We start from the raw sequence: 14,291 nt of genomic DNA, 5'->3' as shown, positions 1-14,291 counted from the left end.
TCGCTTAAATTATCTCTTGTAATAGGCAACAATACTTGCTTTTGCCAAGGTCTGGTTCCAAAGATTAAATCCTACTACTGCTGGATTTGTATTTTCATCTGTTCCTAGTTTATTTACTTTTAAAGCATAAACGGTAATAATGTATTGGTGATATCCATGACCAATTGGCGGACAAGGACCTCCAAAACCTTTAATTCCATAATCGGTAATGCTTTGAATTGCTCCTTTTGGAATAAGATTTTTAGTTCCCGCATTAGTTACCAGTTCGTTTACATTTGCCGGAATATCTACGACTACCCAATGCCAAAATCCGCTTCCTGTTGGCGCGTCTGGATCGTACATGGTTACCGCAAAACTTTTAGTCCCTTCGGGAGCGTTTTTCCAAGATAGCTGTGGAGACTGATTTTCGCCTGAACACCCAAATCCGTTGAATTCCTGAACTTTAGTTGTTTCTCCTCCTAAATCTTTACTAGTTAAAGTAAATGTTTTTTGTGCAAAAATCGATGTTGAAAAAATGGCTGACATTGCCAAAATTAAACTTAGCTTTTTCATTTTGTCTGTTTTAAAATTTTAAGCAAAGTTAGATTTGGAATCGCTGAATAACTTTAGCTAAAAAGCCAAAAACTGTTGCTAAAAGCTCAAATCAACTTATGATGTTTAGGTGTTACGCCGTATTTGGTTTTATAAGCTTGACTAAAACTGGAAAGGTTTTCGTAACCTGCTTCGAAATACACTTCAGAAGGGCTTTTTTCCTGGCTCAGCAAATAGTGCGCATGTTCGAGCCTTTTGTTTTGAAACCATTTAATAGGCGACTCTGAATAATATTTTTCAAATTCTCTTTTGAAAGTCGAAACACTCATGTTACACAAAAAAGCCAATTCTTTTAATGTCAATTTGCTTAAATGGCTGTTTTCGACTGTTCGAATGAATCTTTGAGCCGCATCGTCACTATTTGCAGTTAGCGAATACAGAAAATCGGTTCCGTACTGCGCCGTCAAATAAAGCATAATTTCGTCAAACTTAACTTCGAGCAGTTTTGTCTGAATGGTTTTTGAAAGTTTTGAAATATCTGTTAAACTGTCTACAAAACGTTTCAGAAAATCATCATAATCAAAAGCATAAATCGATTTTGGTTCAATAGCTTCTGATTTTTCCAATTCCATTTTTCTGATGAAATTATGAACCATTTCGCTCGAAAAAAACAAAAGAATGCTTTTATATCCAGAGATTTCAGAGATTCTTTTTTCTGTCATTAAACAATTTCCGGAACGCATTATAAGAAACTTAGAAGGTGTTATAGACAATTCTGTAGTATCAAAAATGACTTCTTTGGTTCCTTCAATCAAAAAACTGATGATATTCTGATTTAAAATGATCTGCCGTTTCGAAACGTCTTTAGAACTGCTGTAATCGACAACGTGTACATGTTGCGATTTTTCTAAATTCATTTCGTCTGGAAGTGTAATTGTTTTCATAAAAGTTATTGGCCTATCAAACCAATGATAAGCCTTACTATTTAGAATTTTATTTCTGAGTAGATTCTCTTGCGAGTACTTCTGTATTTAAAAAAGTGATTTCTTTGGCATCGTCATTTTTAGACGATTTTAAATTTTTAATGATAATTTCTGCCGCCGCCTTTCCCATTTTTTCAGCTGGATGCGTAATAGTCGATAAATTCGGATCTATAATCTGCGAAATTGGGTCATTATTAAAACCAATCACTTTAAATTCTTCGGGTACTTTAATACCGCGTTTTTTAGCAGTTTGAACAGCGCTTACAGCCAAAATATCTCCTGGCGCAAACAATCCGTCTGGAAGTGGCTTTAAATCGAATAAAGCGTTACTGGCTTTTACGCCGTCTTCATAAGTAACCGAATTCAAATTGATAATCAATTCTTCTTCTACTTCTATATTATGATCTTTTAAGGCTTCTATGTAACCTCTTTTTCTTTCGTTATACAGATTTCCTAATTCTGAACCAGCAGTAAAATGAGCAATACGAATACAGCCTTGTTCAATAAGGTGCTTGGTTGCTTTGTAGCCTGCTGTATAATTGTCTATTACAACTCTGAAAGTATTATAACCTTTTGGAACCCTGTCAACAAAAACCAACGGAATATTATTGTTTGAAAACTGATGAAAATGAGCCGTATCTCTGGTTTCCATCGCTAGAGAACAAATTACGCCGCTTACGCGATTTGAGTACAAAGATTTCGCCATATTCACTTCTTCTTCATACGAATCATGCGACTGCATAATAATTACCGTATAATCCGATTTTTGAGCTGTGATTTCGATTCCGCTAATTAGAGAAGACAAAAAGGGCTGTGTAACGGTAGGAATCAAAACACCAATTGTCCTAGTTTTGTTGCCACGTAAACCTGCTGCTAAAGTATTTGGGACAAAACCCATTTCTTCAGCGGTTTTTTTCACTTTCTTAATCGTTTTATCACTTATCGTGTGATGATCTTTTAAAGCTCGTGAAATAGTAGATGTGGCCAGATTAAGTCTCTCGGCAATGTCGTAAATCGTTACATGTTTATTTTCTTCCATGAAATAAAAAATAAAGATGTAAATATAAACTATTTTCTCTCAAGATGTTCTTTAGAAAAACTGAGATTAGACAAAATATTCCCAACCAACGTCTTATAAATAGCAGTTGGTTAGGAATATTAATTTCTGTCCTGATCCTTTATTTTTGAACATTGTTCTTTTTGTCTTTTAGAATTTTACCTTCTTTGGTAAATTCTAAATCAATTTTATTAGTCAGATCGACATCAAGATCTTTGTGTCCATAGTCGATGTGCGTTATTTTTTCGTTCGGATGATTTTTGGCTACATAAGCCTTAATATTATCTGGAATAAAATCGGTTGGAATTGGGTTGTCTCCGCCGTCAACTTCACGGTATGAACCATCTTTCCAGAACTCCACTTCTGTTCCGTCTTTCAGTTTTACTTCATAACCTTTTTCACCATGCTCGGGATCCTTCTGAGCCTTTTCTACCGAAGTATGGCTAAAATGCTTCTTTAGAAATTCCTGTGCCGGTTTTGGCAGTTCGGTTACTTCGATTTTTTTCTGTGCGCTGGCCGAGATTGTTATAATAAGCAATGCTATGGCTAAAAATATCTTCGTTTTCATAATTTGATTTTTTAAATGTGGTCTTACTAATTTACTACAACCAAAAATGCATTCAAATGATTTTAAGAAAGTTTTAGATTTTTAATCAACCATAAAAACCTGATTTACAAAGATTTTAAAAACAATTAATATCACAACTTTGCTTAAAAATTTTATTTTTAGAAATATTATTTTGATTGTTTTGTAGTACTTTTACCTCCAAGCCAGAAATTAATTGGCTTCTTAAATCCCAAGTTTACAAGACTTTAAAAACTATTCTATTTTTTATTTAGGATACAAACCCAAAACGTATGGCAATCTGGTCAGGAAGATTATATTTATTGATTTTCATCTTTTTTTCGTTTGGTCTGCAGGCTCAGATTGAAACGAAAAAGAAGACTTTTATTTCCAGAAATCCCGCAAAAATTAAAGAGGATAAAAATACGCTGGCACTTTATGATTTGTACAATAAAGGTGAAGAGAAAAAGGCTTACAAAAAAGCGCATTCCATTTTAAAATCGGGCACTGTCGACAATAGAGTTCTCGCACGAACTAATCTCCTTCTGGCTTATTATTTCAATAAAAGAGCCATTATCGATTCTTCTATTTATTATACTCATCAGGCTTTAAAATTTAATACCGCTGTAAATGATTCATTAAAAAGCAGGCTTTTTTCACTTGGTTATAATTTGCTGGCCATCAATTATAAAAAAAGAGGTTTGCTGAATGAAAGTAAAAAATGGCACTTAAAAGGTATTGAAGCTTCTCAAAAATATAACGAAACAAATCTTTTTTATACTCATACGCACGGTTTAGCACAGACGTACAGTGAGTTGGGCGATTACGACAATGCACTGAAATTGTTCAAACAATGTTTGGAATATAAAGATGACAACGAAATTATCTTAGGAAGTTATATCAATATTGGCGATATTTATTCGAAACTGAAAGATTATGACAATGCCAATATTTTTTACAAAAAAGGAAAAGTGCTCTGCGAAAAAACCAATAATAATCAGGGACGGGTTATTGTTTTATTAGGTCTCGGAGAGAATTATCAACTGCAGAATAAATCTCAGGAAGCTTTAAAAATGTTTCAGGAAGCACTTGCTATTGCTGATAAAAGCGAACTAAACCAACTCTCGATTGTTTCCCGAAGCAGTATTGGAGATACCTATATTTCTTTGAAAAAATATAACGAAGCGAAACTGATATTTTCTGAAGCGCTTCAAAAATCTGTTTATTTTGGCCTGCTTCAAAATCAGAGTTATATTTATGATGAATTGAGAAAAATCGCTATTCAACAGGACGATTATAAAAGTGCTTATTCATTTTTTGAAAAATCGACACACATAAAAGATTCCATCAATAATCTTCAGAAAATAAAAGAGATTAATGAGTTAGAAGTCAAATACAAAACGGCACAAAAACAAAAAGAAATCGAAACTTTAAAGTTTGAAAACGAAGCTAGAAAACTGACGCTTGCCAATCAGGAGGAAGCCATAAAAAACATGATTCTGCAAGAGGAAATTTCGAAGAAAAATAACGAAAATACAATTCTGGCATTTCAGAATTCATCAAATAAAAAAAGAAATGAAATTGCTCTTTTAAAGAAAGATCAGCAATTGAAAGCTTTAGAAATCAATCAGCAGAAAAAAATGCGATGGTTTACGGTTATTGCTTTTCTAGTTTTACTTATACCTATAATGGGTCTTTTGTTTCAGTATTACAAACGTTTTAAAGTTCAGCGTTTACTGAATATCAAACAGGCAGAAGTCAGTTCTCAAAAAATTGATGGCATTCTAAAAGAACAGGAATTAGAACTGATAAAAGCTTCGATAAGGGGACAAGACAAGGAAAGAAAGCGTATTTCGCAGGAATTGCACGACAGTATTGGCGGAAACTTAGCTGCTATTAAACTACAAGTCAATCATTTGAATGCTTCAGATTTCTCTACTATTCAAAGAATCAGTCTTCAATTGGATGAAACGTATCAGCAGGTTCGAAATTTATCGCATACTCTTCTTCCAAAGAAATTCAGCCAGAATAATTTTTTAGAAGTTCTCGAATCGTATTTGAAAAATATCAGTGAAGCAAGCAAAATCAAGATTTCGTATATTCCTTATCCGAAGAAAGAAATTAATGAATTGGATGAAAATATTCAGGTTGAGGTTTTCAAAATTATCCAGGAACTTTTAACGAATACGATTAAGCATGCAAAGGCTTCGGAAGTGGAAATCCAGCTGAACTATATTGAAAATATATTGAATGTTATGTTTGAAGATAATGGAATTGGTTTTGAAACGAAAAATAACTCTAAAGGAATTGGTTTTATTAATCTCGAGAACCGAATCAAAAAACTAAATGGCTCTTTTGCAATTGATTCGAAACTAAAAAGAGGTTCCATTTTTAATATCGAAATTCCGATCGCAGAGCCTAAACCTAAAACGAAAATTAAAGGAATTGATTTGAAAAATCAGCTTGATGAATTGAAAAGCAACTAATATATTTGTTGAATGAACCCAGTTAACTTACTTATTGCCGACGATCATACGATGTTTCTTCAGGGAATTACTGCTCTTTTGGAACAGGAACCTAATATTACCGTTATCGACAAAGCAATAAACGGAATTGAAGCGCTTGAAATCGTTAAAAAGGGAGTTGTAGATTTTGTTATCTTGGATATCAGCATGCCTGAAATGGACGGAATTGAATTGAGTAAAATCCTCAAAAAACAGTATCCAAATGTCAAAATATTGATTGTAAGCACACACAGCAATGTGATGGTTATTTCGAGACTAATTCGAATTGGGGTGAATGGATATTTGTTGAAAAATGCTGAAAAAGTAGAGCTTTTAAAGGCTATTAATACAATTGCTTCGGGAGAAAATTATTTTGCAGAAGAATTAGAAGAAAAGCACCTTTCGAATAGTTCTCGAATTGAAAAACAGGTTTCAAATTTAACTGAATTGAGTTCGAGAGAAAAAGAAATTCTGGTGTTGATTGCACATGAGTATAATACGGCAGAAATTGCCGAAAAAACGTTTATTAGTTTAAATACCGTAAATACGCACCGCCGTAATTTATTGTCCAAATTGAATGCTAAAAATACGGCGGGTCTTGTAAAATACGCAGTCGAAAATGGTTTAGTTGATTAACTAAAATCCCTTTCCTGCCCTGTAGTTTAAAACTAATCCAAAAGTGTCGGGAATTACTACATTATCGATTGATTTATTATACGTGCAGATAACCCTGAAATTGTCTGAAAGGTGAAAACCGGCTAAAAAATTCAATGTTTTTGAAGTTCGATAGCCTCCGCCAAATTCTACTTTATTTTTGTAATTGATTAAAAGATTTAGATCGGTCTGAAATGGTGCTCCTTCAACATATTTAAATAATACGCTTGGGTTTATCAGTACTTCTTCAAAACGATTGGTAAAAAATTTGTACCCAAAATAACTATAATAGACATTTTTTAAATGGGTGTTATTGCTCGAATTAAAAGCAGAACTTAACAAATTTGGAGATGATAAACCGAAATAAACCTGATCTCTGTTATACAAAAATCCAACACCAAAAGTAGGCGTAAAACTGTTTACATTTTCCTGAAATTCTGGATCGTTTTCAAGATCCAATCGGGTCAGGTTTTCGTTGTAAAGCATTGCTCCTGCCGTTACTCCAAATGAAACAATACTAGGATCGTAGGCCCACCATTTGCCATATTTATAATCAGGATCATAGTAAATTTTATACGAATATGAAGTAAAAAAATTGGTTGTATGAGTCACTCCTATTTGGTCATGTGAAATCCCTGCTGCTAATCCTATTTTTTCTCCCCATGTCAATTTATTTACTGAAAGATCAAAATTCTTGGGACTTCCTTCTACCGAATTGAAATACCCGTTGGTTGTCATGGCAATATCTATATCCGAATAATATCCGGCATGGGCTGGATTTATTAAAACGGCATTGTAATTATAACTTGAAAAAACAGGTGTTTGCTGTCCATAGGCTCTTTCTAAAAAAATGATGATTATAAATAAAGCTAAGATTATATTGAATTTACTTTTCATGAATTAACGTTTTAAAACAAGATATCCCTTGGTTTTCTTAAAATGATGGGGCTGATTGACACGGATTTCAAAGAAATAAGTTCCTTCGGGAAGCTGATCGGCTCCAAGATTTCGGCTCTTATTAGCAATTCCACTAAAAACATTGGTGGCGTTGTCGTAACCTTTTGTATGGTAAACCAAATCCCCCCAACGGCTGTAAATCAGGACTTCATTCTCTGGATAATCTGTTATTCCGTCAATTTCCCAAAAATCATTAATTCCGTCTCCATTTGGAGAAAAACCATATTTAGTTTCATCTTTTTCAATAGGAGGAATTACAGTTACAGTTACCAAATCTTCTGTTTCGCAGCCTTCTTTGTTTGTAAAAACTACTTTGTAAGTTGTAGTTTCTGATGGTTTAGCAATTGGATTTCCGATTTTACTATTATTTAATCCTGTTGCAGGCGACCATGAAAAAACACCATCTTCTAAAGCAGTAGCATACAATTGAATAGAGTCTCCTTGATTAATTTCTGCATCTTGTCCTGCATCAACAAAAATTGGATAGCTGAAAAGCTGAAAGGAGCATGCTGAAACATTGTTACTTTTATCTGAAACTTTTATGGTAATAGTCATTCCGTCTAAAAATGCTGTTCCTGGCGCTGGAGACTGCGTTATTACAGGGTTTGGATCTGTATTATCACTTGCAAAAATCATTTTGGTGTAATCCGGAACCTGACTTACACTACAGTCAAACATTTGATCTGCAATGCAAGTAAAAACTGGTGGCTGTGTATCTTTTGCAACATTAATTTTAAAGGTGCACGACGTACTATTTCCACTATTATCTGAAGCATTAATTGTTACATTCATTCCGTCAGTTACATTTGATCCAGAAGACGGAATTTGTGTGACAGTTAAATTCGAATCGCAATTATCAGTTGCAGTAATCATCGTTCGATAATCTGGAAGAACATCTCCAATGTTTAAATTCTGATCTGCAATACAAGTAATTGACGGAGCTGTTATATCAGGAGAAGCATTAACTTTAAAACTGCAATAGGATTGATTATTAAAAACGTCTCTGGCTGTTATCGTAATCTCCATTCCGTCGATAAAAACACTTCCCACAGACGGATTTTGAGTAATCACGGGATAAGGATCGCAGTTATCATTTGCTATAACTAAAGGCGTATAATCTGGAATTATACTGCCACATGATAAAGTCTGATCTCCTATGCAGGCAATTACTGGCGCTGTAACATCTGCAGAAGCGTTTACTTTAAAACTGCAAGTGGAACTATTATTGGAAATATCTTTTGCTGTAATGGTAATGGTCATTCCATCCGTAAAAACACTTCCTGCTATTGGATTCTGCGAAATTACTGGCGAAGCGTCACAATTATCTGTAACGACTACTAAAGCTGTGTAATCCGGAATTATTGCTCCGCATGATAAGATTTGATCTCCTAAACAGGCAATTGCAGGCGCTGTCACATCTGGGGAAGCGTTTATTTTAAAATTGCAAATGGAACTATTATTGGAAACATCTTTTGCTGTAATTGTAATGGCCATTCCATCTGTAAAAACACTTCCTGCAGACGGATTTTGAGTAATCACGGGATAAGGATCGCAGTTATCATTTGCTGTAACTAAAGGCGTATAATCTGGAATTATATTGCCGCATGATAAAGTTTGATCTCCTATGCACGCAATTACTGGCGCTGTAACATCTGCAGAAGCGTTTACTTTAAAACTGCAAGTGGAACTATTATTGGAAATATCTTTTGCTGTAATTGTGATGGTCATTCCGTCTGTAAAAGCAGTTCCAGCAGACGGTTTTTGAGTAATCACAGGATAAGGATCGCAGTTATCATTTGCTGTAACTAAAAGCGTATAATCTGGAATTGTACTGCCGCATGATAAAATCTGATCTCCTATGCACGCAATTACTGGCGCTGTCAAATCTGCGGAAGCGTTAACTTTAAAACTGCAAGTGGAACTATTATTGGAAACATCTTTTGCTGTAATTGTAATGGCCATTCCATCTGTAAAAACACTTCCCACAGACGGATTTTGAGTAATCACAGGATAAGGATCGCAATTATCATTTGCTGTAACTAAAAGCGTATAATCTGGAATTGTACTGCCGCATGATAAAATCTGATCTCCGATGCACGCAATTACTGGCGCTGTCACATCTGCGGAAGCGTTAACTTTAAAACTGCAATACGATTCATTGTTGGATGCATCTTTTGCAGAGATTGTAATGGCCATTCCATCTGTAAAAGCAGTTCCAGCTATTGGATTCTGCGTAATTACAGGTGTAGCGTCACAATTATCTGTAACGGTTATTAAAGCTCTATAATCTGGAATTACTGCTCCGCATGATAAAATCTGATCTCCTATGCACGCAATTACTGGCGCTGTCGCATCTGCGGAAGCGTTAACTTTAAAACTGCAAGTGGAACTATTATTGGAAACATCTTTTGCCGTAATTGTGATGACCATTCCGTCTGTAAAAGCAGTTCCTGCAATTGGATCTTGTGTTAGTATGGGTGCTGTGTCTTTATTATCAGAAACTGTAACCAAATTCAAATAATTTGGAACTAAACTTTTACAATTGAGCAACTGATCTGAAGGACAAGTTAAAACAGGCGCCTCGGTATCAGCATCATTTGAAATTTTAAAAGTACAAATCTCAAAATTTCCACTTTTATCTGTAACGGTCAACGTGACATCTTTGGTGACGCCATCAAAAATTGTCCATGGCGCTGGAACTTGCGTTACAGTCGGATTTGAATCACAATTATCTGTAACGGTTATAACATTTTTATAATCTGGAATAGGAAATCCAGTTGAAACAACTTCATTAGAAGGACAATTGGCTATAACTGGTTTCTGAGTATCTGTTACTTTTTTTCCAAAAACAACAAAAGCTTTTCCTGGATTATAATTTACTTTCAAATTTGAACCATAGGAATTGTAAGGATTACCAATTATAATATCACTGACACCATCATTATTAACGTCTCCTGCATAATTTACACTATACTCGTAAAGATAATCAGACATAATTCTAAAATTCTTATCGGTACTTGGACTTACAGTAGCTGTCCAAATCTTCTTTCCAAAAAAGATATAAGTAGTTCCAGGATCATGCACAAATAAGTCATCAATAGTATCGCCATTAAAATCTCCAGCGTAACCAAAACTATTACCAGCACTTACACCGTTTATTTTAAAGCCATTAGTACCGTCAAGATTTTTTAAATCTACTAGAACAGGAAAAACAGTTTTCCCAAACAAAACATACTGTCCTGTAATAGCAATATCATTAATGCCATCGTTATTTAAATCTCCTGCTTTTTCAATTCCATTATAAGAATCCAAAGCAGTTTCTGAGTTTTCAATTATAAATCCGTTTGTTCCATTTAAAGCTGAAATATTAAAATTTGCTGGAAAGTTATTGGAGCGTCCAAAAACAACATACTTACGTTTTTGATCTGATCCGTTATAAGAGCCTAAAGCAATATCTACAATCCCATCTCCATTGACATCTCCCAAACCAGAAACCGACCGACCCAATTTTCCCGTAGAAGCATCTCCTTCAATTGTAAATCCATTTGTTCCGTTAAGTTCAAAAGTTCTCAATATTGCCGGAAATCCTCCTGCTCTGCCGTACACAACAAAACACTTGCCATTCACTGCTCCCGAACCTGAAGTAATAACTGCAATATCCTGAAAACCATCAGAATTAATATCTCCTATAAGATCTATACTTGATCCTGTAGCTGCATAATTTTCATTGCCTATGAGAGTAAAACCATTAGAACCATTTAGCGACGAAAGTTTTATTTCGGCAGGAAAACCGCTTTTTTTCCCAAATATAATATAGGTATGCCCAGCTTCTGGACCGTAGGAAGAATGTCTGTATGGATCACTTACCATAAAATCTCCAATTCCATCGCCATTTATATCTCCCGCACTGCTGACATCGTATCCTGTTAAAGGAAAATTAGAAGACGAAATGTCATTTCGTATCGCAAAACCATTCGTACCATCCAGTAAGCCTAAATCAATATTTGGTGCAAATCCCGAAGCTTTGCCAAATATTACATAAGCAGCACCTGGTATTATCTTATAAATTTTTGAAGCTCCATACCATGGATTATAATTTCCAGGAGCTCCAATAATTAAATCTTTTATTCCATCACCATTTACATCTCCGGCGTTATTAACGCTAAACCCAGCTTCTCTGGTTAAAATTTCGCCATAAATAGAGAATCCATTTTCACCGTATAGATTATTCACATTTATAGAAGCCGATTTACAGTCAATATCCTGCTTAACAGTCCTTAATTTTACTAAAAATGTGCAGAAATTAATGTTTCCTGATGCGTCTTTAGCTGTAATGGTAACATTTGTATCTGCTGTAAAAAGTGTTCCCTGAGGTGGAGTTTGCGTAAAAATGATATCAAAATTATCTGTAAGGTCATCACTTAAAGCAGTTAAATAGGATATATAGTTTGGTAACGTTGAATTTTTGTACAATTCCATTCCTGAAGGACAGCTTAAGATTGGGGGTAAATCTCCCCCCAAGGGATTTATGTAAAAATTACATACTGATATATTTCCTGATGCATCTTTTGCTGAAATAACTACATTCGTTCCTGAAGTAAAAATAGTTCCCGGTATCGGCACTTGCGTTACTGTCGGATTAGTGTCACAATTATCTGTTACATGTATTAAGCCCAAGTAATCAGGAATAGCATCCCCAATTGCTAAAGTTCGATTACTAGGGCAATTAGTTATAACAGGTTTTACAGTATCGGCTGAAGCATTAATTACGAAACTGCAAGCAGAAGTATTATTTGAAGCATCTTTTACCATAAGAGTAACTGTCATTCCAGGCGTAAAAGCAGTTCCTGGAGATGGCGTTTGAGATATAGTTAGAATTCCATCGCAATTATCACTAACTGTCAGCAAGGTTTTATAATCTGGAAGAACTGATCCACATGCCAAAAACTGAACTCCTGGACAGTTTGAAATAACTGGTTTTATAACATCTGGATTAGAAGTAATGGTAAAATTACAATATGATTTATTCCCAGTTTTATCAGAATACTCTATTTCAATAGGAGTTGGATTACCATAAAAAATGGTTCCTGCTGCGGGAGTCATTTTATATTTTAAATTAATACTGCAATCATCCTTGAGATTCATAATGGGACTTATTGCATAATTTGGTATAGCATCGCCACAATTTAATTTAATATTTGTCGGACAAGTAAATGTTGGAGGAGCTACATCTGGATTAACAGAAGTAATAATAATGCTGCAACTGCTTGTGTTTCCTGCATCATCTTTAGCCGTAAATTGAATTTCCATTCCATCATAAAAAAAAGAACCTTCTCCAGGATATTGAGTTACATCTATTTCAGTATCAAGATTATCATTTACAGTTAACAGATCGAAATAACTCGGAACAAGCATCCCACAAGTCAATTTCTGATTTGGAGGACAAATCAATATGGGAGGTTCTGTATCAGCAGCAGATTTGGCTATTTTAGAAGTAAATTTGGTGACAGCTTTTATTTTTCTACTTACTGACTTCATATTATTATCATTAATAAGCGTAACAATATTTGAATCTGACTTAGTAAAATCTTTTTCCTGCGCATAAACTGTTACAAAAGAAAAAGAAATGATAAGCAGTAAAATTAAATTTGTTTTTTTAGTTAAAATCTTAAATTCGACCATGCTGAGGTATTATAATTTGCAAATACTATTTAAAGCGCAAAACTATAATCTCGCTAATTCTCTCACATCACTATAAATAGTGATTTTTAAATTCCACATAAAATAATACAATCAAAAAGTACACTGCGAATTTAATTTGTAAATTAGTCTAAACCATTAAAAACTAAAATCATGCGTAGTATCATTGCTCTTTCCTCTCTTTTGCTTTTAACATCTTGTAAAAATGAAAACAATACTAATATCTTATCAGACTATTTTACATATGAGAAAGAAAAAGTAGAAACTGCAGGGGTAAAAATGATACCAATAAAAACACCCATTGGAGAATTTAAAGTTTGGACAAAACGTTTTGGCAATAATCCAAAAATTAAAGTTTTACTACTGCACGGAGGCCCAGCAATGACGCATGAATATATGGAATGCTTTGAGACATTCTTCCAGCGTGAAGGATTTGAGTTTTACGAATATGATCAACTAGGATCATACTATAGTGATCAGCCAAAAGACAGCAGTTTATGGACAATTGACCGATTTGTAGATGAGGTAGAGCAAGTTCGAAAAGCCATTAATGCTGATAAGGACAATTTTTATGTATTGGGAAATTCTTGGGGCGGAATACTAGCAATGGAATATGCATTGAAATATCAACAAAATATGAAAGGATTGCTAGTTGCTAATATGATGGCAAGTGCTCCAGAATATGGTAAATATGCCGATGAGGTTCTGGCAAAACAAATGAAACCAGAAGTTTTAAAAGAAATTAGAGACTTAGAAGCTAAAAAAGATTTCAGCAATCCAAGATATATGGAATTATTGATTCCAAATTTCTATCAAGAGCATTTATGTCGCTTAAAAGAATGGCCAGACGGATTAAATCGTGCAAGTAAACATGTTAATTCTGAAATATATACACTCATGCAAGGACCAAGTGAATTTGGTATTAGTGGGCGTCTGGCTAAATGGGATATTAAAAACAGACTGCATGAAATCACTATTCCAACTTTAATGATTGGAGCAAAATATGATACTATGGATCCAAAAGCAATGGAAGAACAGAGCAAATTAGTTAAAAAAGGACGTTATTTATACTGCCCAAACGGAAGTCATTTGGCAATGTGGGACGATCAAAAAGTATTTATGACCGGCGTAATTCAGTTTATTAATGATGTAGATAGTCACAAATTTTAATTTCCTAAAAAACATAAAGTACTGATTTAAAGCATTTAAAAAACACGGCATTTTCCCTTGGGTTATGTTGTCCCTTGGATCTTTTGCGAATGAAGGGATAAGAAGCTCTCACATCCCTTAAAAGGAGCCCTTTCCATCCCACCGCTTAGTCAGGAAAAAGTTCTAGGGCA

The 14,291-nt window shown here is 34.4% G+C and carries 9 protein-coding genes; 3 read left to right on the top strand and 6 right to left on the bottom strand.

Features of this window, described 5'->3' with window-relative positions; genetic code table 11:
- Positions 1 to 9: 9 nt before the first annotated feature.
- From FF52_RS00045 to FF52_RS00030, 4 genes are all read right to left on the bottom strand, one after another.
- A complete protein-coding gene (locus FF52_RS00045) occupies positions 10 to 552 on the bottom strand; it encodes a YbhB/YbcL family Raf kinase inhibitor-like protein (RefSeq protein ID WP_008461897.1) in 543 nt (180 codons plus the stop codon).
- 86 nt (positions 553 to 638) lie between these two features.
- The gene (locus FF52_RS00040) at positions 639 to 1,475 is read right to left on the bottom strand and encodes a helix-turn-helix domain-containing protein (RefSeq protein ID WP_008461895.1); all 837 of its coding nucleotides are present in this window, start codon (positions 1,473 to 1,475) and stop codon (positions 639 to 641) included.
- Between the two features lie 49 nt (positions 1,476 to 1,524).
- The gene (locus FF52_RS00035; RefSeq protein WP_008461893.1) at positions 1,525 to 2,553 is read right to left on the bottom strand and encodes a LacI family DNA-binding transcriptional regulator; all 1,029 of its coding nucleotides are present in this window, start codon (positions 2,551 to 2,553) and stop codon (positions 1,525 to 1,527) included.
- A gap of 139 nt (positions 2,554 to 2,692) precedes the next feature.
- Positions 2,693 to 3,139 carry a PepSY-like domain-containing protein gene (locus FF52_RS00030; protein WP_008461892.1) on the bottom strand — a complete coding sequence of 149 codons (447 nt, stop codon included), beginning with the start codon at positions 3,137 to 3,139 and terminating at the stop codon, positions 2,693 to 2,695.
- A 290-nt stretch (positions 3,140 to 3,429) separates the two neighbouring features.
- Here FF52_RS00030 and FF52_RS00025 point away from each other — a divergent pair, with 290 nt between their 5' ends.
- Positions 3,430 to 5,622, top strand: a complete 2,193-nt coding sequence (locus FF52_RS00025) for a sensor histidine kinase (protein ID WP_008461890.1) — start codon at positions 3,430 to 3,432, stop codon at positions 5,620 to 5,622.
- A 12-nt stretch (positions 5,623 to 5,634) separates the two neighbouring features.
- Positions 5,635 to 6,276, top strand: coding sequence for a response regulator transcription factor (locus tag FF52_RS00020; RefSeq protein WP_008461888.1), 642 nt, complete (start codon positions 5,635 to 5,637; stop codon positions 6,274 to 6,276).
- Here the strand turns inward: FF52_RS00020 and FF52_RS00015 are convergent, their stop codons facing one another.
- Positions 6,277 to 7,191 (bottom strand): type IX secretion system membrane protein PorP/SprF, encoded by a 915-nt coding sequence (locus tag FF52_RS00015; RefSeq protein ID WP_008461886.1) that lies wholly within the window; start codon positions 7,189 to 7,191, stop codon positions 6,277 to 6,279. It abuts the gene before it with no gap.
- Between the two features lie 3 nt (positions 7,192 to 7,194).
- A complete protein-coding gene (locus FF52_RS00010) occupies positions 7,195 to 12,933 on the bottom strand; it encodes a T9SS C-terminal target domain-containing protein (protein WP_008461883.1) in 5,739 nt (1,912 codons plus the stop codon).
- Positions 12,934 to 13,104: 171 nt separating this feature from the next.
- Here FF52_RS00010 and FF52_RS00005 point away from each other — a divergent pair, with 171 nt between their 5' ends.
- Positions 13,105 to 14,121, top strand: coding sequence for a proline-specific peptidase family protein (locus FF52_RS00005; protein WP_008461881.1), 1,017 nt, complete (start codon positions 13,105 to 13,107; stop codon positions 14,119 to 14,121).
- Positions 14,122 to 14,291: the final 170 nt, after the last annotated feature.

It is taken from the genome of Flavobacterium sp. F52 (assembly GCF_000278705.1).
In the GTDB taxonomy this organism is placed as follows: domain Bacteria; phylum Bacteroidota; class Bacteroidia; order Flavobacteriales; family Flavobacteriaceae; genus Flavobacterium; species Flavobacterium anhuiense.
Note: the sequence above shows the minus strand (reverse complement) of the source record. Positions and strands in the feature narration are given on the sequence as shown.

Excerpts from the sequence above, each read along its gene's own strand:
- FF52_RS00035 (WP_008461893.1), bottom strand. The coding sequence starts at position 2,553 with ATGGAAGAAAATAAACATGTAACGATTTACGACATTGCCGAGAGACTT.
- FF52_RS00040 (WP_008461895.1), bottom strand. The coding sequence starts at position 1,475 with ATGAAAACAATTACACTTCCAGACGAAATGAATTTAGAAAAATCGCAA.
- FF52_RS00045 (WP_008461897.1), bottom strand. The coding sequence starts at position 552 with ATGAAAAAGCTAAGTTTAATTTTGGCAATGTCAGCCATTTTTTCAACA.
- FF52_RS00025 (WP_008461890.1), top strand. The coding sequence starts at position 3,430 with ATGGCAATCTGGTCAGGAAGATTATATTTATTGATTTTCATCTTTTTT.
- FF52_RS00015 (WP_008461886.1), bottom strand. The coding sequence starts at position 7,191 with ATGAAAAGTAAATTCAATATAATCTTAGCTTTATTTATAATCATCATT.
- FF52_RS00020 (WP_008461888.1), top strand. The coding sequence starts at position 5,635 with ATGAACCCAGTTAACTTACTTATTGCCGACGATCATACGATGTTTCTT.
- FF52_RS00010 (WP_008461883.1), bottom strand. The coding sequence starts at position 12,933 with ATGGTCGAATTTAAGATTTTAACTAAAAAAACAAATTTAATTTTACTG.
- FF52_RS00005 (WP_008461881.1), top strand. The coding sequence starts at position 13,105 with ATGCGTAGTATCATTGCTCTTTCCTCTCTTTTGCTTTTAACATCTTGT.
- FF52_RS00030 (WP_008461892.1), bottom strand. The coding sequence starts at position 3,139 with ATGAAAACGAAGATATTTTTAGCCATAGCATTGCTTATTATAACAATC.